At 62.2% G+C, this 24,545-nt stretch carries 23 protein-coding genes and 1 tRNA gene; 16 read left to right on the plus strand and 8 right to left on the minus strand.

Annotated elements, in window-relative coordinates; all coding sequences use genetic code 11:
• Positions 1 to 157: 157 nt before the first annotated feature.
• On the plus strand, positions 158 to 1,972 hold the full coding sequence (locus LQ232_RS05045; RefSeq protein ID WP_230179736.1) for an MFS transporter: 1,815 nt from the start codon (positions 158 to 160) through the stop codon (positions 1,970 to 1,972).
• Between the two features lie 98 nt (positions 1,973 to 2,070).
• On the opposite strand, the gene LQ232_RS05050 is transcribed toward LQ232_RS05045, so the two are convergent.
• Positions 2,071 to 2,385 (minus strand): c-type cytochrome, encoded by a 315-nt coding sequence (locus tag LQ232_RS05050; protein ID WP_230179271.1) that lies wholly within the window; start codon positions 2,383 to 2,385, stop codon positions 2,071 to 2,073.
• Between the two features lie 109 nt (positions 2,386 to 2,494).
• On the opposite strand from LQ232_RS05050, the gene LQ232_RS05055 reads away from it, so the two are divergent.
• Positions 2,495 to 2,752 carry a TIGR04438 family Trp-rich protein gene (locus LQ232_RS05055; protein WP_230179272.1) on the plus strand — a complete coding sequence of 86 codons (258 nt, stop codon included), beginning with the start codon at positions 2,495 to 2,497 and terminating at the stop codon, positions 2,750 to 2,752.
• Positions 2,753 to 2,803: 51 nt separating this feature from the next.
• Here LQ232_RS05055 and ilvD read toward each other — a convergent pair whose 3' ends face one another.
• From ilvD to LQ232_RS05070, 3 genes are read right to left on the minus strand one after another with little or no spacing between them, the layout of a single operon-like run.
• The gene (ilvD, locus tag LQ232_RS05060; protein ID WP_230179273.1) at positions 2,804 to 4,486 is read right to left on the minus strand and encodes a dihydroxy-acid dehydratase; all 1,683 of its coding nucleotides are present in this window, start codon (positions 4,484 to 4,486) and stop codon (positions 2,804 to 2,806) included.
• Between the two features lie 46 nt (positions 4,487 to 4,532).
• A complete protein-coding gene (locus LQ232_RS05065) occupies positions 4,533 to 5,858 on the minus strand; it encodes a chloride channel protein (protein ID WP_230179274.1) in 1,326 nt (441 codons plus the stop codon).
• Positions 5,859 to 5,868: 10 nt separating this feature from the next.
• Positions 5,869 to 7,128: a putative Na+/H+ antiporter gene (locus tag LQ232_RS05070; RefSeq protein ID WP_230179275.1), complete on the minus strand. Its 1,260-nt coding sequence runs from the start codon at positions 7,126 to 7,128 to the stop codon at positions 5,869 to 5,871.
• 87 nt (positions 7,129 to 7,215) lie between these two features.
• Here LQ232_RS05070 and lgt point away from each other — a divergent pair, with 87 nt between their 5' ends.
• Positions 7,216 to 8,034 carry a prolipoprotein diacylglyceryl transferase gene (gene lgt / locus LQ232_RS05075; RefSeq protein ID WP_230179737.1) on the plus strand — a complete coding sequence of 273 codons (819 nt, stop codon included), beginning with the start codon at positions 7,216 to 7,218 and terminating at the stop codon, positions 8,032 to 8,034.
• Positions 8,035 to 8,140: 106 nt separating this feature from the next.
• Here lgt and LQ232_RS05080 read toward each other — a convergent pair whose 3' ends face one another.
• The 4 genes from LQ232_RS05080 to LQ232_RS05095 form a co-directional block, all read right to left on the minus strand.
• A complete protein-coding gene (locus tag LQ232_RS05080; protein ID WP_230179276.1) occupies positions 8,141 to 8,941 on the minus strand; it encodes an ABC transporter ATP-binding protein in 801 nt (266 codons plus the stop codon).
• Between the two features lie 27 nt (positions 8,942 to 8,968).
• Positions 8,969 to 9,871, minus strand: a complete 903-nt coding sequence (gene ntrB, locus LQ232_RS05085) for a nitrate ABC transporter permease (protein ID WP_230179277.1) — start codon at positions 9,869 to 9,871, stop codon at positions 8,969 to 8,971.
• A 24-nt stretch (positions 9,872 to 9,895) separates the two neighbouring features.
• Entirely contained in the window at positions 9,896 to 11,119 is a 1,224-nt protein-coding gene (locus LQ232_RS05090; protein WP_230179278.1) for a CmpA/NrtA family ABC transporter substrate-binding protein, read from the minus strand.
• A 285-nt stretch (positions 11,120 to 11,404) separates the two neighbouring features.
• A complete protein-coding gene (locus tag LQ232_RS05095; RefSeq protein ID WP_230179279.1) occupies positions 11,405 to 12,040 on the minus strand; it encodes an ANTAR domain-containing response regulator in 636 nt (211 codons plus the stop codon).
• A gap of 63 nt (positions 12,041 to 12,103) precedes the next feature.
• On the opposite strand from LQ232_RS05095, the gene tsaD reads away from it, so the two are divergent.
• From tsaD to nuoG, 13 genes are all read left to right on the plus strand, one after another.
• Positions 12,104 to 13,186, plus strand: coding sequence for a tRNA (adenosine(37)-N6)-threonylcarbamoyltransferase complex transferase subunit TsaD (tsaD, locus tag LQ232_RS05100; RefSeq protein ID WP_230179280.1), 1,083 nt, complete (start codon positions 12,104 to 12,106; stop codon positions 13,184 to 13,186).
• 139 nt (positions 13,187 to 13,325) lie between these two features.
• The gene (gene rpsO, locus LQ232_RS05105) at positions 13,326 to 13,595 is read left to right on the plus strand and encodes a 30S ribosomal protein S15 (RefSeq protein ID WP_230179281.1); all 270 of its coding nucleotides are present in this window, start codon (positions 13,326 to 13,328) and stop codon (positions 13,593 to 13,595) included.
• A gap of 239 nt (positions 13,596 to 13,834) precedes the next feature.
• On the plus strand, positions 13,835 to 16,054 hold the full coding sequence (gene pnp, locus LQ232_RS05110) for a polyribonucleotide nucleotidyltransferase (RefSeq protein WP_230179282.1): 2,220 nt from the start codon (positions 13,835 to 13,837) through the stop codon (positions 16,052 to 16,054).
• Positions 16,055 to 16,065: 11 nt separating this feature from the next.
• A complete protein-coding gene (gene tpiA, locus LQ232_RS05115; protein ID WP_230179738.1) occupies positions 16,066 to 16,815 on the plus strand; it encodes a triose-phosphate isomerase in 750 nt (249 codons plus the stop codon).
• Positions 16,816 to 16,847: 32 nt separating this feature from the next.
• Entirely contained in the window at positions 16,848 to 17,201 is a 354-nt protein-coding gene (gene secG, locus LQ232_RS05120) for a preprotein translocase subunit SecG (RefSeq protein ID WP_230179283.1), read from the plus strand.
• 100 nt (positions 17,202 to 17,301) lie between these two features.
• Positions 17,302 to 17,386 (plus strand) — tRNA-Leu (locus LQ232_RS05125).
• Positions 17,387 to 17,581: 195 nt separating this feature from the next.
• Complete coding sequence (locus tag LQ232_RS05130) at positions 17,582 to 17,941, plus strand: NADH-quinone oxidoreductase subunit A (protein WP_230179739.1); 360 nt, start codon at positions 17,582 to 17,584, stop codon at positions 17,939 to 17,941.
• 10 nt (positions 17,942 to 17,951) lie between these two features.
• Positions 17,952 to 18,428 carry an NADH-quinone oxidoreductase subunit B family protein gene (locus tag LQ232_RS05135; protein ID WP_230179284.1) on the plus strand — a complete coding sequence of 159 codons (477 nt, stop codon included), beginning with the start codon at positions 17,952 to 17,954 and terminating at the stop codon, positions 18,426 to 18,428.
• Positions 18,429 to 18,446: 18 nt separating this feature from the next.
• Positions 18,447 to 19,058 carry an NADH-quinone oxidoreductase subunit C gene (locus tag LQ232_RS05140; RefSeq protein ID WP_230179285.1) on the plus strand — a complete coding sequence of 204 codons (612 nt, stop codon included), beginning with the start codon at positions 18,447 to 18,449 and terminating at the stop codon, positions 19,056 to 19,058.
• A gap of 2 nt (positions 19,059 to 19,060) precedes the next feature.
• Positions 19,061 to 20,314: an NADH-quinone oxidoreductase subunit D gene (locus tag LQ232_RS05145; RefSeq protein WP_230179286.1), complete on the plus strand. Its 1,254-nt coding sequence runs from the start codon at positions 19,061 to 19,063 to the stop codon at positions 20,312 to 20,314.
• A 23-nt stretch (positions 20,315 to 20,337) separates the two neighbouring features.
• Positions 20,338 to 20,823 carry an NADH-quinone oxidoreductase subunit NuoE gene (nuoE, locus tag LQ232_RS05150; RefSeq protein WP_230179740.1) on the plus strand — a complete coding sequence of 162 codons (486 nt, stop codon included), beginning with the start codon at positions 20,338 to 20,340 and terminating at the stop codon, positions 20,821 to 20,823.
• A 14-nt stretch (positions 20,824 to 20,837) separates the two neighbouring features.
• Positions 20,838 to 22,181, plus strand: a complete 1,344-nt coding sequence (gene nuoF, locus LQ232_RS05155) for an NADH-quinone oxidoreductase subunit NuoF (protein ID WP_230179287.1) — start codon at positions 20,838 to 20,840, stop codon at positions 22,179 to 22,181.
• A 17-nt stretch (positions 22,182 to 22,198) separates the two neighbouring features.
• Complete coding sequence (gene nuoG, locus LQ232_RS05160; protein ID WP_230179288.1) at positions 22,199 to 24,529, plus strand: NADH-quinone oxidoreductase subunit NuoG; 2,331 nt, start codon at positions 22,199 to 22,201, stop codon at positions 24,527 to 24,529.
• Positions 24,530 to 24,545: the final 16 nt, after the last annotated feature.

Consider the following 24,545-nt stretch of genomic DNA (forward strand, 5'->3'; position numbering starts at 1 on the left):
TGGTTTTGCGCAAATAAAAGCCGGTACTAGCATTCCCCCTTATTACAAATCGATACGACCCCCCCTAGATTGGGGGGTGTAAAGCTCACGAGAGCTGCGATTTTCAAAGGATGAGGAGATAACCATGGCTTCAAGCACAGTGGCGTCCACGGCCCCGATGACCAAGGAGGAAAGAAAAGTCATCTTCGCCTCCAGTCTGGGCACCGTCTTCGAGTGGTACGACTTCTACCTGTATGGCTCCCTCGCGGCCATCATCGCCAAGCAGTTCTTCGCGGGCCTCGATCCCACCTCTGGCTTCATCTTCGCCTTGCTGGCGTTTGCCGCCGGCTTCATCGTGCGGCCGTTCGGTGCGCTGGTCTTTGGCCGCTTGGGCGACATGATCGGGCGCAAATACACCTTCCTGGTCACCATCCTCCTCATGGGGATGTCCACCTTCATCGTGGGCATCCTGCCCAACTACGCCTCCATTGGCGTGGCCGCACCAATCATCCTGATCGCCTTGCGCCTGTTGCAGGGCCTGGCACTGGGCGGTGAGTACGGCGGCGCAGCCACCTACGTGGCCGAACATGCCCCTCACGGCAAGCGCGGCGCTTACACAGCCTGGATCCAGACCACGGCCACGATGGGCTTGTTCCTGTCGCTGCTGGTGATCCTGGGCACGCGCACCTACTTCGGCGAAGAAGCCTTCGGCGATTGGGCCTGGCGCATTCCCTTCCTGGTGTCCCTGGCCTTGCTGGGCGTCAGTGTGTGGATTCGTCTGAGCATGAACGAAAGCCCGGCTTTCAAGAAGATGAAGGCCGAAGGCAAGACGTCCAAGGCGCCTTTGTCGGAATCCTTCGGCCAATGGGGCAACCTCAAGATCGTGATCCTGGCCTTGTTTGGCCTGGTGGCGGGTCAAGCCGTGGTCTGGTACACCGGGCAGTTCTATGCCTTGTTCTTCCTGACCCAGGCGCTGAAGGTGGATGGCGCCACGGCCAACATCATGATTGCGATCGCGCTGCTGATCGGCACGCCGTTCTTCGTGGTGTTTGGCACCTTGTCCGACAAGATTGGTCGCAAGCCAATCATTCTGGCGGGTTGCCTGATCGCGGCCTTGACCTACTTCCCCTTGTTCAAGGCCCTGACCGAGGCCGCCAACCCCGTGTTGGCCCAGGCCCAGGCCACCGCACCCGTGACAGTGACGGCCGATCCCAAGGAGTGCTCGTTCCAGTTCAACCCTACGGGCACGGCCAAATTCACCAGTTCTTGCGACATTGCCAAGCAGTACCTGGCGAACAACTCGGTGAACTACGAAAACCTGGACGCGCCGGCCGGCACCCCCGCGGTCATCAAGGTGGGCGAAACGCTGATCAATGTGTACAGCCCTGGCAAAGTGGCCGACGCTGATATCGCCGCCGCCAAGGAGGCAGCGATCAAAGGCAAGGACGCTGCAGCCAAGAAGCTCGAGGACCTGAAAGCCACGGGTGCCACGGGCAAGGAGGCCGAGGACAAGCTCAAGGCGGCCGAAAAGGACGCCAAGGAGTCTGGCGCCGCCTTGGCCGCGTTTGACAAGGACCCCAAAGCCGCAGCCGTGAAGGTGATCGATGGCCAGTTCAAGAAGGCGGTCGGCGGGGCGCTCAAGGCCGCGGGGTACCCACCCAAGGCCGACCCCGAGAAGATGAACAAGCCCTTGATCGTGGCCATCCTGACCTTGCTGGTGATCTACGTCACCATGGTCTATGGCCCCATCGCGGCCATGCTGGTGGAAATGTTCCCCACGCGCATCCGCTACACCTCGATGAGCTTGCCGTACCACATCGGCAATGGCTGGTTTGGCGGCTTGCTGCCCACCACAGCCTTCGCCATCGTGGCGCAGACGGGCAACATCTACAACGGGCTTTGGTATCCCGTCATCATCGCCAGTGCCACTTTTGTGATCGGCTTGCTGTTCGTGCGCGAGACCAAGGACGTGGACATCTACGCCAACGATTGATGTTGAAGGTCGGGCTGGCGGTCACACGCCAGCAAAAAGCCCCGCATGGTCGCCATGCGGGGCTTTTTTTCTGGGCGCGCTCTTGTGCGCTTTTGTGTTTACTTGAGCGACAAAATCCACTTCACCAATTGCTTGGCTTCAGCTTCGTTGACCTGGGCATTGGCCGGCATGGCCATCGTGCCCCAAACGCCACCACCGCCCTTGAGCACCTTTTGCACAAGCTTGGCTTCGGCGTCTTTCTGGCCTTTGTACTTTTTGGCCACGTCCAGGTAAGCGGGGCCGACGATTTTCTTGTCCATGGCATGGCATGCCATGCAGGCTTTTTTCTGGGCCAGTTCCTGATTTGCCAGGGCGGGCGACAAAGCGGCCACGGCAAGAGCGGTGCCAGCCAGCAACGAAGGTAGCAATTTCATGGAGGGTCCTCGGGCAATCTGTGAAGTAAAGTCTACGCAGTATTCTAGTAACGCAGGCAGGCCTGGTTTCGGTTGACCGCCGCCGGACTATTTTTCAAAGGGGTTTTTCATGTGGTTTATCGTGATCGGCGTGGTCATGCTGCTGCTCAATTTTGCCGGCATCGGGCCCATCGGCCAGTGGACCTGGGCCGATCGGTGGTGGGCCATGTTGCTGCCTTTCGCGCTGGCCGCCGCCTGGTGGGCTTGGGCAGACGCCTCCGGCATGACCAAGCGCAAGGCCATGGACAAGGATGACGCCCGGCGTGAGGCACGGCGCCAGAAAAGCCTGGAGTCGCTGGGCCTGGGCCCCAAGAAGAAGAAACGCTGAATGAACAAAGCCACCTTGCGGTGGCTTTGTTCATTCAGGCGGCCGTAGCTCTTATTCGAATTTGTCGAGCACGGCGCCGGTGCTGGCGCTGGAGGCGTTGTGGGCGAACTTGGCCAGCACGCCGCGGGTGTAACGCGGGGCGGGGGCCTTCCACAATGCGCGGCGGCGTGCGATCTCGGCATCGTCCACATTCAGTTGCAGCAGCAACTGGTGCGAGTCGATGGTGATCGAGTCGCCCTCCTGGATCAGGGCGATCAAACCGCCCGCAGCGGCTTCAGGCGCCACGTGGCCCACCACCATGCCCCAGGTCCCGCCGGAGAAGCGGCCGTCGGTGATCAGGCCCACGCTTTCGCCCAGACCTTGACCGATCAAAGCACCGGTGGGCGCCAGCATTTCAGGCATGCCCGGGCCCCCCTTGGGGCCCAGGTAGCGCAGCACCATCACATCGCCAGCCTTGATCTGCTTGGACATGATGGCGGCCAAGCCCGATTGCTCGTCGTCGAACACGCGTGCGGGTCCGGTCATCACAGGGTTCTTCAAGCCGGTGATCTTGGCAACACAGCCTTCAGGGGCCAGGTTGCCCTTGAGGATGGCCAGGTGGCCTTCAGCGTAAATCGCCTTGTCGATGGGACGGATCACATTTTGGTCGGCGCGAGGCTCGTCGGGCACATGGGCCAGCACTTCGGCCATGGCCTGGCCGGTGATGGTCAAGGCGTCGCCATGCAGCAGGCCGGCGTTCAGCAAGATTTTCATGACCTGGGGGATGCCGCCGGCGCGGTGCAGGTCAATGGCCAGGTATTCACCACTGGGCTTGAGGTCGCACAGCACCGGCACCTTCTTGCGCATGCGCTCGAAGTCGTCAATGCTCCAGTCCACTTCAGCGGCGTGGGCGATGGCCAGGAAGTGCAGCACGGCGTTGGTCGAGCCGCCAGTGGCCATGATCACGGCCACGGCGTTTTCAATGGCCTTCTTGGTGACGATGTCGCGCGGCTTGATGTCCTGGCGGATGGCCTCGACCAGCACGCGGGCGCTTTCCTTGGTATTGGCCGTTTTTTCGTCTTCCACGTTGGCCATGGTGCTGCTGTAAGGCAGGCTGATGCCCAGGGCCTCGAAGGCCGAGCTCATGGTGTTGGCCGTGTACATGCCGCCGCACGAGCCGGTGCCAGGGATGGCGCGTTTTTCGATCTGGCAGAAGTCTTCTTCGCTCATCTTGCCGGCGGTGAACTGGCCCACGGCCTCGAACACGCTGACGATGTTCAGATCCTTGCCCTTGTAGTGGCCGGGAAGGATGGTGCCGCCGTACACATAGATGGCCGGTACATTGGCGCGCAGCATGCCCATCAGGCCGCCGGGCATGTTCTTGTCGCAGCCGCCGATGACAATCACCCCGTCCATCCACTGGCCGCCCACGCAGGTTTCCACGCAGTCGGAGATCACCTCGCGCGACACCAGCGAGTACTTCATCCCTTCTGTGCCCATGGCCATGCCGTCAGAAATCGTAGGCGTGCCAAAGACCTGCGCATTGCCGCCGGCTTCCTTGATGCCTTCGATGGCGGCGTCGGCCAGTTTTTGCAGGCCGGAATTGCACGGCGTGATGGTGGAATGGCCGTTGGCCACGCCAATCATCGGTTTGACGAAGTCTTCCGACTGGTAGCCCATGCCGTAGTACATGGAGCGGTTGGGCGCGCGGGCAACGCCTTCGGTGATGTTCTTAGAGCGGCGATTCAGGCTCATGGCGGTGTGCTTAAAGTAGTGCGGTGGCGAAAAGCAGCATTGTCGCTCAGCGTTCGGGGTTGGTGGCCGGCGCAGGGGCTTTGTAGGTGTTGGTCAGGGCGCCATACAAGGGCGGGCTGAGCAGGCGGGCCACTCCGCTGGCGGTGAGCGCACAGGCCATCAGGCTGAGCACCATGCTGTGGCCATCGACCATTTCCATCACGATGATGAAGGCGGTGATGGGCGCCTGCGTGACCGCGGCCAGAAATCCCGCCATGCCCAGGGCGATCAGGGCGGCTTGATAGGGGTGGCCCGTCAGGTTGGCGATGTCGCTGCCAATGCCGGCGCCAATGGTCAGGCAGGGCGCGAAAATCCCGCCTGGCACGCCACTCCAGGTCGACAGCCAGGTGGCCAGAAAGCGCAGAGCCACGTACAGGCCGGGGGTCTTGTCCTGGCCTTCCAGCAGTTGTTTGGTGGTGTCGTAGCCGCTGCCGAAGGTGAGGCCCCCGGCGGCCACGCCAATCAAGGCCACGGCAAAACCACACCCCGCGGCGAACCGCAAAGGATATTGGCGCCGCCACAGACTGAACCGGCTGGCGTTGGGGCTGAAGGACTGGATGAGCAGCCGTGAGAACAAGCCTCCCAGCAGCCCTGCCGACAAGGCCACCAGCAAGCCTGGCCACAACAAGGCCCAACTCAAGGCCTCGACCTTGATCACGCCGAAGTATGTGCCATTGCCATCAATGGACACGGCGATCAGGCCGGCCAGCACGATGGCGGCCACGAGCAGGCCGCTGCGGCGTTGCTCGGGGTGGCGCGACAGCTCTTCAATGGCGAACATGACGCCACCCAACGGCGTGTTGAAGGCGGCGGCGATGCCGGCAGCCCCACCTGCCACGAGCAGCTCGTGGTCTTTCACGCCGGATCCTGTGGGCAGCCAACGGCGCGCGTGGTGCATGACACCAGCGGCCACCTGGACCGATGGGCCTTCACGTCCGGTGGACAGGCCTGCCATCAAGCCCGCCGAGGTCAAACCGATCTTGCCCAGTGACACGCGCAGTGACACCAATTGCCGCCGCAGCGTCGGTGATGTCTCCGGGTCGAGGGCCACCATGACTTGCGGGATGCCGGATCCAGCCGCCCCGGCGAACCACTTGCGTGTGCACCAGACCACCGCTACCGTGCACAGTGGGGTCCACAGCAAAGGTGCCCAGAACCAACGCTGCTGCACCTTGAAGAACACATCCAGGGCATGCTCGCCCAAGCGGGTCATGAGCACCACGCTCAGCCCAGCCAGGGCGGCAAAACTCAGCACGACCACGCGCGACACCCATCGGCGCCAATCGGACAGTTCGGCCCTCAGCGCCTCGGGGATGGGATGGTCTTCGGTCATCTGGGCGAGTTCACAGCAGGGTGAAGGCGGCCATGGCCACCGCGGTGGGTAGCAAAGCGGCCAGCAGCAAGCCGCCCGCGTGGATGGATTTCTCGGCGAAGCCGTCTTTCAGGATGGCGGCGCCCGCCGGGTTGGGCGCGTTGGCGATCAAGGTGAGGCCACCGCCCGACACTGCGCCAGCCACCAGGGCCACCTTGAACTGGTCGCTCAGTCCTTCCACCAGTGAGCCCAGGTAGGTCAGGGCCGCGTTGTCCGTGATGGCGGTCAGGGCGGTCGCACCGAAGAACACGCTGGTGTGATCCATGCGCATCAGCAGGGGCTCAAGCCACCACTGTTGCTGCCCGCCCAGCACGACCAGCCCGGCCAGGAAGAAGGCGACGAGCATGCCCTCTCGCAGGATCAGGGGGCTTTGGTATTGCGAATAGGCCGTGGTGAAGCCCATGAAGAACAGGAACAGGGCCATGAACACCGCTGGGTGATGGGCAAACACCACCACGCCAGTCAGAAAGACCAGGTGGACCACACTGACAGGCCAGGGGATGGCTGGCCCGCTGTCACTGTTGGAGGCGGGCAGCACCTGGCGCAGTTCTTGGCGGAACAGCAGCACCAACCCGATGGCATTGATCATGACAGCCACCGCCGCTTTCCAGCCAAAGGTGTGGAACATGAAGCTCATGTCCCAACCCCAGACGCCGGCCACCATCAGCACGGGCGGCGCGGCAAATGGCGTGAGCGTGCCGCCGATCGATACATTGACGAACAACACCCCCAAAGCCGCGTATTTGAGGCGGGCCGACACGGGGGCCATGAACAGGCGTTCGCGCAGCAGCAGGGCGGCCAGCGTCATGGCAGCGGGCTCGGTGATGAACGAGCCCAACAACGGCACCGCCGACAGGGTCACCAGCGTGAAGGACAGGCCCTGAGGCAAAGGCAGGCCGCGCGCCAGCAGGCGGGTCAATTGGCCGGCAGCTTCCAAAATGGGTTTGCTGCCTGCCACCACCATGATGGCGAAAACGAACATGGGTTCGGTGAAATTGCGCCCATCGATGTAAGCCGTGGCCGAGTCCCTGCCTTCCATGGCGAACATCACCAGCATCAAGACCATGGCCCAGAAGCCAAACACCACCTCGACCTCACCGAGCAAGTGCCACAGGCCGGCGTGGGTCGGGCGGGCGTGGGCCAGGCGCTCAAAGAACTTGGTCGAGAAGGTGTGGATGAGCGCAATGCCAAACAGCGCCGCGGCCATGATCTGCAAGTTGGTGGGATTCATGACCACATCCTATCAATGAGCCCGGCATCGGTTATCGTTCGCCCCGGTTTCTCTCTGAAACAGGCCACTGGCTTGTCCGCCTCACCCATGCTTGTTCACCCGCACATCAATCCCGTTGCCCTTGAACTGGGGCCACTGAAAGTTCACTGGTACGGCCTGACCTACCTGGCCGCTTTCACCTTGTTCTACCTGCTGGCCACCTGGCGGTCCAAGCGTGCGCCGTTTGCGCAGGCGGGCTGGAATCGTCAACAGGTGGAAGATCTGCTGTTCTTCGGTGTGTTGGGGGTCGTGCTGGGTGGGCGACTGGGTTATGTGTTCTTTTACAAGCCGGGCTATTACCTGAGTCACCCTGCCGAGATCCTGGCTGTCTGGCAAGGCGGCATGGCATTCCATGGTGGGCTGCTGGGTGTGATCTCCGCGATGTGGCTGTACGCCAGGCGAAACGGGCGGGCGTTCTTTGAGGTGGCCGACCTGGTGGCCCCGTGCGTGCCTGTCGGCTTGGCGGCTGGGCGCATCGGCAACTTCATCAATGGCGAGCTGTGGGGCCGTTTCGCCGACCCGTCGCTGCCGTGGGCCATGGTTTTTCCAGACTCGGGCAGCCTGGAGCCGCGACATCCATCTCAGCTGTACCAGTTCGGCCTGGAAGGCCTGGCACTGTTCGCCTTGCTTTGGTTTTATGGCCGCAAGCCACGCCAACTCGGTGCGGTGTCCGGCATGTTCCTGATGGGCTACGGCGTGTTCCGCTTCACCGCCGAATACTTCCGCGAGCCCGACAGCTTCCTGGGCCTGCTCGCCCTGAACATGAGCATGGGCCAATGGCTTTGCGTGCCCATGGTCGTCGCCGGCGCCCTGATTTGGGTCGCGGCCAAAAAAGACGCCTTCCGACCCAAGGATCGGAAGGCGTGAAGAGGCCGGCAGGTTTTCGCGGACCCACGGACCCCCGCTGAGGAAGACCACCTGGCTCTGGCGAATCAGGCGATCAAAAATCCTGTACGCAAGGGCCATGCCAGATTCAGGCGGCTTTCCGGTCGGCCACGCCGTGGCGGGTGTACAGAAAGTCCAGCACCTCTTTGCGGCAGTGCACGTAGGTCGGGTCTTCGGCCAACGCCACCCGGTTGCGCGGACGCTCGATGGGCACGGTCAGGATCTCGCCAATCGTGGCGGCCGGGCCGTTGGTCATCATCACGATGCGGTCGGACAGCAGCACGGCTTCGTCCACATCGTGGGTCACCATCACCACAGTGCTTTTGGTGCGGGCCACGATCTTGAGCAGCTCGTCTTGCAAGTGCGCGCGGGTCAGGGCGTCCAGCGCGCCAAAGGGCTCGTCCATCAGCAAAACCTTGGGTTCCATGGCCAGCGCACGGGCAATGCCCACACGCTGCTTCATGCCGCCCGAGATTTCATGCGGGCGCTTGGCGATGGCGTGGCCCATGCCCACCAACTCGAGCGCATCGGTCGTGCGCTTCTTGAGCTGGTCTTTGGTCTCCTTGGTACCAAACACACGTTCCACCGCCAGGTAGACGTTTTGAAAGCAGGTCAGCCAGGGCAGCAAGGAGTGGTTCTGGAATACCACGGCGCGTTCTGGGCCAGGTGCATTGATCTCCTTGTTGTCGCAGATCAGGGCGCCTTCGGTGGGCCGGATCAGCCCGGCGATCAGGTTCAGCAAGGTGGATTTGCCGCAACCTGAATGGCCGATCAGGGTCACGAACTCGCCTTTGTCGATGCCCAGGTTGATGTCGCGCAGGGCGTGGAAGTGCCCTTTTTTGGTGTGGAACACCATTTCGGCGCCGTGGATGTCGATGAATTGACTCATGTTGGGGCTCCTGAAGGGGTGTCCGGATTATTCGAAACTGAAGCGCTTGGCAATCTGCATCAACAACTGTTCAAGCAGCAGCCCGACGATGCCGATGACGAAGATCGCGATGATGATGTGGGCCACGTTGAGGTTGTTCCACTCGTCCCAGACCCAGAAGCCGATGCCCACGCCGCCGGTCAGCATTTCAGCGGCGACGATCACCAGCCAAGCCGTGCCCACCGACAGGCGCACGCCAGTCAGCATGTAGGGCAGCACCGAGGGGAACAGGATCTTGGTGACGATTTTCCACTCGCTCAGGTTCAGCACCTTGGCCACGTTCAGGTAGTCGTCAGGCACACGCTGCACGCCCACGGCGGTGTTGATGATCATGGGCCAGATCGAGCAGATGAAGATGGTCCAGATGGCAGCCGGGTCGGCCGACTTGAACACCATCAGGCCGATCGGCAACCAGGCCAGTGGCGACACCGGGCGCAACAAACTGATCAGGGGCGACAGCATGTTGTTGACGAAGGTGAAGCGGCCGATGATGAACCCCATCGGGATGCCCACCAAGGCCGCCAGGCCAAAGCCCAGCGCCACGCGCTTGAGCGAGAACCAGATGTTCCAGCCCAGGCCCTGGTCATTGGGCCCGTTTTGGTAGAAAGGGTCCGAGAACAGCTTCACCGCCTCCGTCCATGTGGCCGCGGGCGTCGGGAAGGTGGTGCTGTTCATGGTCAGCAAGGCCCAGATGCCGATCAGCAGGCCCGCACCGAAGATGGGCGGCATCACCTTCATCAGCAAGCCTGTCCAGTCAAAGGGCTGCTTGGCGATTTTGGCGGGCGCCTTCGGTGTGGCCACGGGGGTGGACCCTGAAGAAGCGGCGGCTGCCTTGGAGGCCTTGAGGGCCTCGCTGGCATCGAGGGGACTGTGAAACACGGCACTGACCATGGTGGACTCCTTTGCTGACCTGACTCAGGCTTTGATCTTGAAACTGTCGGCGTACTTCGCAGGATCCTTGCCATCCCACACGGTGCCGTCGATCAGCTTGCTGGTGCGCATGACCTCCTTGGGCACGCTGATCTTCAAACCAGCAGCGGCCTGCTTGTACAGGTCGATCTGGTTGATCTGCTTGGCCACGCCCAGGTAGTCAGGGTGGTCCTTGATCAAGCCCCAACGCTTGTGCTGCGTCAGGAACCACATGCCGTCAGACAGGTACGGGAAGTTGACCTTGCCGTCGTTGAAAAACTTCATGTGGTTGGGGTCGTCCCAGGTCTTGCCCAGGCCGTTCTGGTAGCGGCCCAGGATGCGCTGGTTGATCGCATCGGCGCTGGTGTTCACATACGACTTGGCGGCGATCGTGTCGGCCATCTTCAGCTTGTTCTGCAGGCCCGCGTCGATCCATTGGCTGGCTTCCAGGATGGCCATCATCACGGCGCGCGCGGTGTTGGGGTACTTCTTGACGAAGTCGCCCGTGGTGCCCAGCACCTTCTCGGGGTGGTCCTTCCAGATGTCCTGGGTGGTGACGCCGGTGATGCCGATGCCGTCCATGATGGCGCGGTGGCCCCAAGGCTCGCCCACGCAGTAGCCGTCCATGTTGCCCACGCGCATGTTCGCGACCATCTGCGGCGGCGGCACGGTGATGACCTTGGCATCCTTCATCGGGTTGATGCCGTAGGTCGACAGCCAGTAGTACAGCCACATGGCGTGCGTGCCGGTGGGGAAGGTCTGCGCGAAGGTGTATTCGCGCTTGTCGGTCTGCATCAGCTTGGCCAGCGAGGGGCCGTCCACGGCGCCCTTGTCCGAGAGCTTCTTCGACAGGGTGATGGCTTGGCCATTGTTGTTGAGTGTCATCAACACGGCCATGTCTTTCTTGGGGCCGCCCACGCCCAGGTGCACGCCGTAGATCAGTCCATACAGGGCATGCGCCATGTGCAGGTCACCGTTCACGAGCTTGTCGCGCACGCCGGCCCACGAGGCTTCCTTGCTGGGGATGATCTTGACGCCGTACTTCTTGTCGAAGCCCAGCACCGAGGCCATCACCACGGAGGCGCAGTCGGTCAGGGGGATGAAGCCAATCTTGACTTCTTCCAGCTCGGGCTTGTCGGAGCCTGCGGCCCAAACGGCCGATTGCAAGCCGGGCACAACGCCCACAGCGCTGGCGGCAGCGGCGGTCTTGAGGATGGAGCGACGGGACATTTTGAAATCCTGTGTGGACATGGTCACTTCAACTTTCTTGGCTATCAACAAACAAAAAAGGCGCCTGCCGTGGAGTCCTGCGGTGAACGCGGGAACTCCTCGGTAGACGCCTTTGTCGGGTGTCTTGAACAGCCCATCGTTGGGTGTTCAAGTGGGGGTGGCGAAATCGCCGTTGATTTCGCTTGCAGCTGATGAATGCAAGCGCTGTGCCAGGTGTTTTTTGAAGATCCTGCCCCGATGCGGGGCGGCTTGGCGCTGAACTGGTGCGCGGTGCCCAGGCCTTGCTCAGCCGAGCATGTCGGTCACGTCCAGCAGGCGTTGCGCCACTTCGGCCAGCTTCAAGCCCTTGTCCATGGCGGCCTTGCGCAGCTTTGAATAGGCGTCTTGTTCGCTCAAGCCATGCTGGTTCATCAGCACGCTTTTGGCGCGGTCGACCACCTTGCGGTCTTCCAGCTGGCCGCGCACGTCGGCCAGCTCACGCCGCAAGCCTTCTTCATGTTCGAAGCGGGCCATGGCCACGTCGATCACGGGCTTGATGCTGTCGGCGGGCAGGCCGGCCACCACATAAGCCGACACGCCCGCGGCAATGGCTGCGCGCACATGGGTCGTGTCTTCATCATCTGAAAAAAGCACGATGGGGCGGCGCTCGCCGCGCGTGGCCATCACCACATGCTCCAGAATGTCGCGCCCTTGGCTTTCGGCGTCGACCACGATCATGTCGGGCTGGATCTGGGCAATGCGTTCGGGCAAGAAGACATCGGCGGGCAATGTGGCCACGATGTTGAAGCCAGACTCCAACAGCGCAATGCGCAGCATCCGCGAACGCTCAGCCTCGGCCCGCACTGATTCATCGGCCTCGGGGTCGGCAGTGAGGTTTTCCGGTGCCACGATCACCAGGCGCATGCTGCGGGCTTCATTCATGTCCGCGATCATGCAACAAACGCGCCGCCTGTTGGCCTGTCACGGGGCCCCTAAACTAGCGGGATGTCTGAACGCCCCCTTTGCATCCTTGGCATCGAGTCTTCCTGCGACGAAACCGGCGTGGCGCTGGTGAGCGCCCCGGCGCAAGGTCCCGTGCAATTGTTGTCGCATGCCTTGCACAGCCAGATCGACATGCACCAGGCCTACGGCGGTGTGGTGCCCGAGCTGGCCTCGCGTGATCACATTCGCCGGGTCGTGCCTTTGGTGCGCCAGGTGATGTCCGAGGCTGGCCGCACCTTGACCGATGTCGATGTGGTGGCGTACACGCGCGGGCCGGGTCTGGCGGGTGCCTTGCTGGTTGGTGCTGGTGTAGCTTGCGCCCTGGCCACCGCCTTGGGCAAACCCATGGTCGGCGTCCATCACCTGGAAGGGCATTTGTTGTCGCCGTTCCTGTCGGCCGATCCGCCTGAGTTTCCCTTCATTGCCCTGCTGGTGTCGGGTGGGCACACCCAGTTGATGCGGGTGGACGGGGTGGGGCGCTATGAGCTGCTGGGGGAAACCGTGGACGACGCTGCTGGCGAGGCTTTTGACAAATCAGCGAAGCTGATGGGGCTGCCTTATCCGGGCGGCCCGCATTTGTCCAAGCTGGCCGAGTCGGGCGACCCCAAGGCGTTTGAACTGCCGCGGCCCATGCTGCACAGTGGCGACCTTGATTTCTCGTTCTCGGGCCTGAAAACCTCGGTGCGCACCCAACTGCAAAAGTTGAACCTGCTGGATGATGAAGTGGCCCTGGCGAAGGCCATGGCCAATGTGCCCGCCGGGCCGCTGGCCGATCTGGCCGCCTCGACGCAGGCAGCCATCGTTGAGGTGCTGGTCAAAAAATCCCTGGCGGCGCTGAAAGCCACCGGGCTGAAGCGCATTGTGGTGGCCGGCGGCGTGGGGGCCAATCGCCTGCTGCGCCAACAGCTCAACCAGGCGGGCGAGCGGCGTGGCGTGCGGGTTCACTACCCTGAAATGCATTTGTGCACCGACAATGGCGCCATGATCGCCCTGGCGGGGGCCATGCGCCTGCAGGTGGGCATGGCCGTTTTGCGCCGTGATCCGGTGTTCGACGTGCAACCGCGCTGGGATCTGTCAAAGATCTGACATCCCTGTCAAATATCGCTATAATCGCGGGCTTGCCCTCATTCTGGGTGGCAATTTCTGGTGATTTGCCAGAAGCACGGCCCGGGTCGGTTTCACCTGGTGCCGCAAGTCGATCAACACGAAACCGAAAGAACGAATCATGACCATCACTGCAGAAAGCAGAGCAGAAGTCGTCAAGTCCAACGCCCGCAGCGTTGGCGACACCGGATCTCCCGAAGTGCAAGTCGGCCTGCTGACCGCTCGCATCAACGATCTGACGCCCCACTTCAAGACCCACAAGAAAGACCACCACGGTCGCCGCGGCCTGCTGCGCATGGTGAGCCGCCGCCGCAAGCTGCTGGACTACCTCAAGGCCAAGGACGCTGACCGTTATCTGGCCCTGATCCAGAAGCTGGGTCTGCGCAAGTAAGTTTGCCAATAAGATCGGCACCATGACAAGAAGCCTGTCTGGTTTTTTCCAGCACAGGCTTTTTGTTTTTTAAATCCAGGCACTCGACCAGCGACGCTCTGTCATTCCATGAGGGCAAGCAGCCACCGCTGCCCTGATGGAATGGCATCGCGCCAGAGTGATTTGGGCCCCCGACGCCTGTGGCGTCGCATAAGAAAACGCACCCCATGTGGGGTGCCACTCAACCGGAGAACCATCCCATGAGCATGTTCAACAAAGTCACCAAGACCTTCCAATGGGGCAACCACAGCGTCACGCTCGAGACCGGCGAAATCGCCCGTCAATCCAGCGGTGCCGTGCTCGCCGACGTTGAAGGCACCGTGGTGCTGGCCACCGTCGTTGCCGCCAAGAACCCCAAGCCCGGCCAGGATTTCTTCCCCCTGACCGTCGATTACATCGAGAAAACGTACGCCGCCGGCAAGATCCCTGGCAGCTTTTTCAAGCGCGAAGCCAAGCCCAGCGAACTCGAAACGCTGACCTCGCGCCTGATCGACCGCCCCCTCCGCCCCCTGTTCCCTGAAGGCTTCTACAACGAAGTCCAGATCGTCATCCACGTTGTTTCGCTGAACCCCAACGTCTCGGCCGACATCGTCGCCCTGATCGCGTCCAGCGCCGCCCTGGCCATCTCCGGCATCCCCTTCAATGGCCCCATCGGTGCGGCCCGCGTCGGTTATGTCAATGGCGAATACGTGCTGAACCCCGGCCCGTCCGAGTTGGCCAACTCCAAGATGGACCTGATTGTGGCCGGCACCGAAGCCGCCGTGCTGATGGTCGAGTCCGAAGCTGATCAGCTGACTGAAGAAGTCATGCTGGGCGGCATCGTCTACGGCCACGAGCAAGGCCGCATCGCCATCAACGCCATCCACGACCTGGTGCGTGACGCTGGCAAGCCCGTCTGGGATTGGGCCGCGCCCGCCAAGGACGAAGACTTCATTGCCAAGATCGATGGCCTGGCTGGCGAGAAGCTGCGCGCCGCGTATCAAATCCGCTCCAAGCAAGCCCGCACGCAAGCCACCCGCGCCGCTTACGCTGATGTCAAGGCCGCGCTGACGGCCGAAGGCGTCGCGTTCGATGGCGTCAAGGTCGACAATCTGCTGTTCGACATCGAAGCCAAGATCGTGCGCAGCCAGATCCTGGCTGGCGAGCCCCGCATTGACGGCCGCGACACCCGCACCGTGCGCCCCATCGAGATCCGCACGGGCGTGCTGCCCCGCGTTCACGGTTCTGCCCTGTTCACGCGTGGTGAGACCCAGGCCCTGGTGATCGCCACCTTGGGCACCGAGCAGGACGCGCAGCGCATCGACGCGCTGGCCGGCGACTTCCGCGACACCTTCCTGTTCCACTACAACATGCCTCCCTTCGCCACCGGCGAAACCGGTCGCGTGGGCACGCCCAAGCGCCGCGAAATCGGCCACGGCCGCCTGGCCAAGCGTGCCCTGGTGCCGCTGCTGCCCAACAAGGAAGATTTTGGCTATACCGTGCGCGTGGTCTCGGAAATCACCGAGTCCAACGGCTCCTCGTCGATGGCTTCGGTCTGTGGCGGCTGCCTGGCCATGATGGACGCTGGCGTGCCCATGAAGGCGCACGTGGCGGGCATCGCCATGGGCCTGATCAAGGAAGACAACCGCTTCGCCGTGCTCACCGACATCCTGGGCGATGAAGATCATCTGGGCGACATGGACTTCAAGGTCGCCGGCACCACGGGTGGCGTGACCGCCTTGCAGATGGACATCAAGATCCAGGGCATCACCAAGGAAATCATGCAAGTGGCGCTGGCGCAGGCCAAGGAAGCTCGCCTGCACATCCTGGGCAAGATGACGGAAGCCATGTCCGGCGCCAACACCGAAGTCTCGGAATTCGCGCCTCGCCTGTACACCATGAAGATCAACGCGGACAAGATCCGCGACGTGATTGGCAAGGGTGGCGCCACCATCCGCGCGTTGACCGAGGAAACCGGTTGCCAGATCAACATCAGCGAAGACGGCACCATCACCATTGCCTCGACCGATGCCGACAAGGCCGAACAAGCCAAGAAGCGCATCGCCGAGATCACGGCTGAAGTTGAAATCGGCAAGGTCTACGAAGGCCCGGTCACCAAGCTGTTCGACTTTGGTGCCCTGATCAATCTGCTGCCCGGCAAGGACGGCCTGCTGCACATCAGCCAGATCGCCCATGAGCGCGTCGAGAAGGTCTCCGACTACCTGACTGAAGGTCAGATCGTCAAGGTCAAAGTCATGGAAACCGACGAAAAGGGCCGCGTCAAGCTGTCCATGAAGGTGCTGCAAGAGCGTCCCGAGGGCATGGCCCCCGAGCGCGAACGTTCTGACCGTGGCGGTGACCGTGGTGATCGCGGTGGTCGCAATGACCGTGGCGATCGCGGCGGCGACCGTGGCAATCAAGAGCAACAACAGCAGCAGTGATGGTCATGGCCTTGTCCAAGAAACTCGTCGTTGGCAACTGGAAGATGCATGGCAGCCGCGCTGCCAATGCCGAACTCCTCAAAGGTCTGCTCGAGGCCGACCTGAGCGCCTCGGCACCCCGGTCGAATGTGGCGGTGTGCGTTCCTTTTCCCTACCTGGGTGAAGTGGTCGCCACGCTGCAAGGCAGTGCCATCACCGTCGGCTCGCAAGACGTTTCCGCCCAAGCCCAGGGCGCCTACACCGGTGAGGTGTCGGGTGCCATGGTGCGCGAGTTCGGAGCGCGCTATGCCATCGTGGGCCACTCGGAGCGTCGCAGCTACCATTCAGAGAGCGATCAACTGGTCGCAGACAAGGCCAAGGCGGCTTTGGCACAAGGCCTGGTACCGATCGTGTGCGTGGGCGAAACCCTGGCCGAACGCGAGGCTGACCAGACCGAAGCCGTGGTGGGGCGCCAGTTGAAGGCAGTCGCCGACACGCTGGGGGCTGATCTGTCCAAGGTGGTGGTGGCTTACGAGCCTGTCTGGGCCATTGGCACGGGCAAGACCGCATCGCCAGCACAGGCGCAAGCTGTGCACGCTTTCCTGCGTGCGCAGCTCAAGGCTGCGCAGGCTCAAGCGGTGAATGTCCCCTTGCTCTACGGTGGCAGCGTCAAGCCTGACAATGCCGCCGAGCTTTTCTCTCAAACCGACATCGACGGTGGCCTGATCGGTGGGGCTTCACTGAAGGCCTCCGATTTTGCCGCCATCGCCCGCGCCGCCTGAGGCTGCACGGATTCATCTGGAGTTTTGACAACATGCAGATTTTTGCAACCCTGGTGCAAGTGCTCCAGGTCATTTCCGCCATGGCCATGATCGGCCTGGTGCTGGTGCAGCATGGCAAGGGTGCCGACATGGGCGCGTCGTTTGGCAGTGGGGCATCGGGTAGCCTGTTTGGCGCCACTGGCAGCGCCAACTTCCTGTCGCGCTCCACGGCGGTGGCGGCCACGGTGTTTTTCCTGTCGACCCTGGGTCTGGCTTTCGTGGGCAATCACCGTGGCACCACGACGGATCAGCCCAGCGTGTTCGATCAACCTGCGGCCACGGCGTCTGCGGCGGCGTCAGCTGCTGCGAAATCGGCTTCTGGTGCGGCACTGATCCCCACGAAATGAGATTGAATTTCGGGTTAGAATAGATGTCTTCGGTGAGCAAGCCTCAAGCAAGCCGAAAATGATGTTCAAAGCAGGCTGCATGGCCTGTTTTTAGCCCCATGCCGACGTGGTGAAATTGGTAGACACGCTATCTTGAGGGGGTAGTGGCGAAAGCTGTGCGAGTTCGAGTCTCGCCGTCGGCACCAAGAGTTCAAACCGTGTCTTCGCACCACCCATGATCAGCCTGCTTCTAGCTATTTCGGTTGACGTTCGCGGACAGTGTTGCAAAGGCACCTAAGGTAGGCGCGCGTGAGTTCGCAGCTCAGCGCGCTTTTTGCTTTTCGAATGTGTTTCAATCGCATGTTTGCCTGTTCTGTCTTGCCTGAGAGCTGCCAGTCATGATGAATCTTGAGAATTACCTGCCCGTCATCCTATTCATCCTTGTGGGTGTGGGCGTCGGGGTGGTCCCTCAGTTGCTCGGCTTCCTGCTGGGCCCACGTCGTCCTGACGCGGCTAAAAACTCCCCTTATGAATGTGGCTTCGAGGCCTTCGAAGACGCGCGGATGAAGTTCGACGTGCGCTACTACCTCGTGGCCATCTTGTTCATTTTGTTCGATCTGGAAATCGCTTTTCTCTTCCCCTGGGCCGTGGCCTTGAAGGAAGTGGGCATGGCCGGCTTCACCGCCATCATGCTGTTTTTGGGCATCCTCGTCGTGGGCTTTGCCTACGAGTGGAAAAAGGGCGCCCTGGACTGGGAATGAGGTAATCAACATGGGTATCGAAGGCGTCTTCAAAGAGGGCTTCATCACCACGACGGCGGACACGCTGATCAACTGGTCCAAGACCGGCTCGCTGTGGCCAATGACGTTCGGGCTGGCCTGCTGCGCGGTCGAAATGATGCACGCCGGTGCGGCGCGTTACGACATCGACCGCTTTGGCATGTTGTTCCGTCCCAGCCCCCGTCAGTCTGACCTGATGATCGTGGCCGGCACGCTGTGCAACAAGATGGCACCGGCCTTGCGTAAGGTCTACGACCAGATGGCCGAGCCACGTTGGGTGCTGTCCATGGGCTCGTGTGCCAATGGTGGTGGCTATTACCACTACAGCTACTCGGTGGTGCGCGGCTGTGACCGCATCGTGCCGGTCGATGTCTACGTGCCGGGCTGCCCGCCCACGGCCGAGGCGTTGCTCTATGGCATCTTGCAGTTGCAGGCCAAGATCCGCCGTGAAAACACCATTGCCCGCTGAAAGCGCAGGACCGTTTCAATGAGCACCAAACTCGACACCCTGCAAGCCGCGCTGAACGCCGTGCTGGGCGATGCTGTCAAGCGCCTGGACAACCTCAAGGGCGAACTGACCTTGACTGTGTCCAGCGCCGACTACGTCCGCGTGGCCACTACCTTGCGCGATCATCCCGAACTGCGCTTCGAGCAGCTCCAGGATTTGTGTGGCATGGATTACTCCACCTACAAGGATGGCGCACCTTCGATCTATGCCGAAGGTCCTCGCTACTGCGTGGTCAGCCACCTGTTGTCGGTGGCCAAGAACTGGCGCCTGCGCTTGAAGGTCTTCGCCACTGACGACGACCTGCCCATGGTCGCTTCGCTCAACGAGGTGTGGAGCTCTGCCAACTGGTTCGAGCGGGAAGCCTTTGACCTGTACGGCATCATCTTCGAAGGCCACATCGACCTGCGCCGGATTCTGACCGACTACGGCTTCATCGGCCATCCATTCCGCAAGGACTTCCCGGTGTCGGGCCACGTCGAGATGCGCTACGACCCCGAGCAGAAGCGCGTGATCTACCAGCCGGTGACCATCGAGCCACGCGAGATCACCCCGCGCATCATCCGCGAAGACAACTACGGCGGTTTGAAGTAATCATGGCTGAAATCAAGAACTACACCCTGAACTTCGGGCCCCAGCATCCGGCCGCCCACGGCGTGCTGCGCCTGGTGCTCGAGCTGGACGGCGAAGTCATTCAGCGCGCCGACCCGCACATCGGCCTGCTGCACCGCGCCACCGAGAAGCTGGCCGAGTCCAAGACCTTCATCCAGTCGCTGCCTTACATGGATCGCCTGGACTACGTCTCGATGATGGCCAACGAGCACGCCTACTGCCTGGCCATCGAGAAGCTGCTGGACCTCGACGTGCCTGTGCGCGCCCAGTACATCCGCGTGATGTTCGCCGAGATCACGCGCGTCCTGAATCACCTGCTGTGGTTGGGCTGTCACGGCTTCGACTGCGGTGCGATGAACATCCTCATCTACTGCTTCCGCGAACGTGAAGACTTGTTCGACCTGTACGAAGCCGTGTCAGGCGCCCGCATGCACGCCGCCTACTTCCGTCCGGGCGGCGTCTACCGCGACCTGCCGGACACCATGCCGCAGTACAAGGTCAGCAAGATCAAGAACGCCAAGACCATCGCGCGCTTGAACGAAAACCGCCAGGGGTCCATGCTGGACTTCATCGACGATTTCACGCAGCGCTTCCCTGGCCTGATCGACGAATACGAAACCCTGCTGACCGACAACCGCATCTGGAAACAGCGCACCGTCGGCATCGGCGTGGTCTCGCCTGAGCGTGCCCTGAACCTGGGTTTCTCAGGTGCCATGCTGCGTGGCTCGGGCGTTGTGTGGGATCTGCGCAAGCACCAGCCCTACGATGTCTACGAGCACATGGACTTCGACATCCCCGTGGGCAAGAATGGCGATTGCTACGACCGCTACTTGGTCCGTGTTGAAGAACTGCGCCAGTCCAACCGCATCATCAAGCAGTGCGTCGACTGGCTGCGTGCCAACCCCGGCCCCGTCATCACCGACAACCACAAGGTGGCTCCGCCATCACGCGTCGAGATGAAGACTTCGATGGAGCAGCTGATCCACCACTTCAAGCTCTTCACCGAAGGTTTCCACGTGCCCGAAGGCGAGGCCTATGCCGCAGTCGAGCACCCCAAGGGCGAGTTCGGCATCTACCTGTCCAGCGACGGTGCCAACAAGCCTTATCGCCTGAAGATCCGCGCCCCCGGCTTCCCGCACCTGGCCGCGCTCGATGAAATGAGCCGTGGCCACATGCTGGCCGACGCCGTGGCCATCATCGGCACGATGGACATCGTGTTCGGTGAGATCGACCGCTAAGAAGCCAGATGACTGACAAACCCATGCTCAGCGAACAAACCAAAGCGCGTTTCGACCGCGAAGTGGCCAAGTACCCGGCCGATCAGAAACAATCCGCGGTGATGGCCTGCCTGTCCATCTTCCAGCAGGAGAACGGCTGGATCTCGCCCGAGGGCGAGAAGCTGATCGCCGAGCACCTGGGCATGGCGCCCATCGCGGTGCGCGAGGTTGCCACGTTCTACAACATGTACAACCAGCAGCCGGTCGGTCAGTTCAAGATCAACGTCTGCACCAACCTGCCGTGCCAGCTGCGTGATGGGCAGAAGGCGCTGGAGCACCTGTGCCACAAGCTGGGCATCCAGGCCGGCGAGACCACGGCCGATGGCGTATTCACCGTGCAGCAAGGCGAATGCATGGGCGCTTGCGCCGATTCGCCGGTGCTGCTGGTCAATGATCGTCAGATGGTCAGCTTCATGAGCAACGACCGCCTTGATGCGCTGGTCGACACGCTCAAGGCCAACGCGAAGTGAGCAAGGACATCCCCATGTTGGACCTTTCCCAATTCCAATCGACCGGCAAGGAAACCGTTTTCCACGGTCGCCACATCAATCCCCAGATCTACGCGGATCTGGACGGTAAAAACTGGGGCCTGAAGGACTACCAGGCGCGCGGCGGCTACACGGCCCTGCGCAAGATACTGGGCCTGGATGGCGGCGAGGGCATGACGCCCGAGCAGGTGATTGCCGATGTGAAGCTGTCGGCCCTGCGCGGCCGTGGCGGCGCCGGCTTCCCCACGGGCCTGAAGTGGAGCTTCATGCCCCGCGCTTTCCCCGGCCAGAAGTACCTGGTGTGCAACTCCGACGAAGGTGAACCTGGCACGTGCAAGGACCGCGAGATCCTGATGTACAACCCGCACATCGTGATCGAAGGCATGGCGATTGCGGCCTACGCCATGGGCATCAGCGTGGGCTACAACTACATCCACGGTGAAATCTTCGAGGTGTATGAACGCTTCGAAGCGGCGCTGGAAGAAGCGCGCGCCGCCGGCATGCTGGGCAACAACATCATGGGCAGCAACTACAGCTTCCAGCTGCACGCCTTCCATGGGTTCGGCGCCTACATCTGCGGTGAAGAAACCGCACTGCTCGAGTCGCTCGAAGGCAAGAAGGGCCAGCCCCGTTTCAAGCCTCCTTTCCCGGCCAGCTTCGGCCTGTACGGCAAGCCCACCACGATCAACAACACCGAAACCTTCGCGGCCGTGCCCTGGATCATCCGCAACGGCGGCCAGGCCTTCCTCGATGTGGGCAAGCCCAACAACGGCGGTACCAAGCTGTATTCGGTCAGCGGCGACGTCGAGCGCCCCGGCAACTACGAGATCCCCATGGGCACGCCTTTCGCGACCTTGCTGGAACTCGCCGGTGGCGTGCGTGGCGGCAAGAAGCTCAAGGCCGTGATCCCCGGTGGTTCGTCGTCGCCCGTGCTGCCCGCGCACATCATGATGGAGTGCACGATGGACTATGACTCCATCGCCAAGGCCGGCTCCATGCTGGGCTCGGGCGCTCTGATCGTGATGGATGAAACCCGCTGCATGGTCAAGAGCCTGCAACGCCTGTCTTACTTCTACATGCATGAAAGCTGTGGCCAGTGCACCCCTTGCCGCGAAGGCACTGGCTGGCTGTGGCGCATGGTCGACCGCATCGAAACCGGCAAGGGCCGCGTCGAAGACATCGACCTGCTGAACTCGGTGGCCGACAACATCCAGGGCCGCACCATCTGCGCCCTGGGCGATGCCGCGGCCATGCCGGTGCGCGCCTTCATCAAGCATTACCGCGATGAATTCATTCATCACATCGAACACAAGACCTGCGTGGTCCCTGCCTACGTCTGAGCACCAGAGCAACAAACATGGTTGAAATCGAACTCGACGGACAGAAAGTCCAGTGCCAGGAAGGCAGCATGGTGATGCATGCGGCCGAGCAAAACGGCACCTACATCCCGCACTTCTGCTATCACAAGAAATTGTCGATCGCGGCCAATTGCCGCATGTGCCTGGTGGACATCGAAAAAGCGCCCAAGCCGATGCCGGCCTGCGCCACGCCAGTCACCCAAGGGATGATCGTTCGCACCAAGAGCGATAAAGCCATCAAGGCCCAGCAGGGCGTGATGGAATTTTTGCTGATCAACCACCCGCTGGATTGCCCCATCTGCGACCAGGGTGGCGAGTGCCAGTTGCAGGATTTGGCCGTGGGCTATGGCGCCTCTTCTTCGCGCTATGAAGAAGAAAAGCGCGTGGTCTTCAAGAAAGACGTGGGCCCGCTGATCTCCATGCAGGAGATGAGCCGTTGCATCCAGTGCACCCGCTGCGTGCGTTTCGGCCAAGAGATCGCCGGCGTGATGGAACTCGGCATGATCCACCGCGGTGAGCATTCCGAGATCACCACGTTCGTGGGCAACACGGTCGATTCCGAACTGTCGGGCAACATGATTGACATTTGCCCCGTCGGCGCCCTGACCAGCAAGCCTTTCCGTTATCAGGCCCGAACCTGGGAGTTGTCGCGCCGCAAAAGCGTCAGCCCGCACGACAGCACCGGCGCCAACCTGATCGTTCAAGTGAAGAACGGCAAAGTGCTGCGCGTGGTCCCGCTGGAAAACGAAGCCGTCAACGAATGCTGGATTTCCGACCGCGACCGCTTCAGCTATGAAGCCCTGAACAGCGATCAGCGCCTGACCAAGCCCATGCTCAAGCAGGGCGGTCAATGGCGTGAGGTCGACTGGACGACCGCGCTCGAATACGTGGCCAACGGCTTGAAGGGCGTCAAGAACGACCATGGTGCGGCCGCCATTGGCGCGCTGGGCACCGCCCACAGCACCGTTGAAGAGCTGTACTTGCTGGGCCAACTGGTGCGCGGCCTGGGCAGCGACAACGTCGACACCCGCTTGCGCCAATCCGATTTCACCGCCACACCGGGCGCGACCTGGTTGGGCCTGCCCATCGCCGAGCTGTCCAACCTGGACCGCGCGCTGGTGATCGGCTCCTTCCTGCGCAAAGACCACCCGCTGTTCGCCTCGCGTCTGCGCCACGCCGCCAAGCGCGGTGCGCAAATCACTGCGATCGGCGCCACCACCGACGACTGGCTGCTGCCCATCGCGCAGCGCGTTGTCGTGGCGCCCAGCGCCTGGGCCCAATCCCTGGCCGACATCGCCGTGGCGATCGCCAATGAGCGCGGCGTGGACATCCCCGCCAATGGCACGGCTACTGAGGCCGCCCGCGCCGTGGCCGCCTCGCTGTTGTCCGGTCAGAAGAAAGCCATCCTGCTGGGCAATGCCGCCGTTCATCACCCGCAAGCCTCGACCCTGCACGCCTTGGCGAACTGGATCGGCGAGCAAACCGGCGCCTCCGTTGGTTTCCTGGGCGAATCGGCCAATACCGTGGGAGCCCAACTGGTGGGCGCCCAGCCCCAGCAGGGCGGCTTGAACGCCGGCCAGATGCTGTCAGGCAACGCCCTGAAGGCCGTGCTGCTGTTCAACGCCGAGCCCGAGTTCGACGCGGCCAACCCTGTGGCCGCGCGGGCCGCGGTCAATGGTGCGCAAATGGTCGTGTCCTTGTCCGCCTTCAAGTCCGGCGCCAACGATTACGCCGATGTGCTGCTGCCCATCGCCCCATTCTCCGAGACCTCCGGCACGTTTGTGAACGCCGAAGGCCGCGTGCAAAGCTTCCACGGCGTGGTCAAGCCCCTGGGCGACGCTCGCCCGGCCTGGAAGGTGCTGCGCGTGCTGGGCAACATGCTGAGCATCCCGGGTTTCGAGTTCGAGACCTCGGAAGAAGTCCGCGCTGCCGCTTTGGGTGACTTGGCTTCGATCCCTGCTCGCTTGTCGAACCAAAGCTCCGCTCTCATCCAGCTGCAAGGGTCGACTGGCGGCCTGGAGCGCATCGCTGACGTGCCCATTTACAGCGCGGATGCCCTGGTGCGCCGTTCCGAGCCACTGCAGCAGACCGCCGATGCCAAGCCACCTGTGGCCAGCCTGTCCAAGGCTTTGTGGGCCGAGCTGGGCCTGGCCGAAGGAGCGCAGGTGAGGGTGTCGCAAGACAACGGATCCGCCACCCTGAGCGCGGTGCTCGACGCGAGCTTGCCCGCCAATGTGGTGCGTGTGCCCGCGGGTCACGCCTTGACGTCGTCGCTGGGCGCGCAGTTCGGCGCCATTCGGGTTGAAAAACTCGGCGTCGGCCAGGTCTGAGGCGGAGGAACATCAC

This window comes from Aquabacterium sp. CECT 9606 (assembly GCF_918741295.1).
Lineage (GTDB): Bacteria > Pseudomonadota > Gammaproteobacteria > Burkholderiales > Burkholderiaceae_C > Aquabacterium.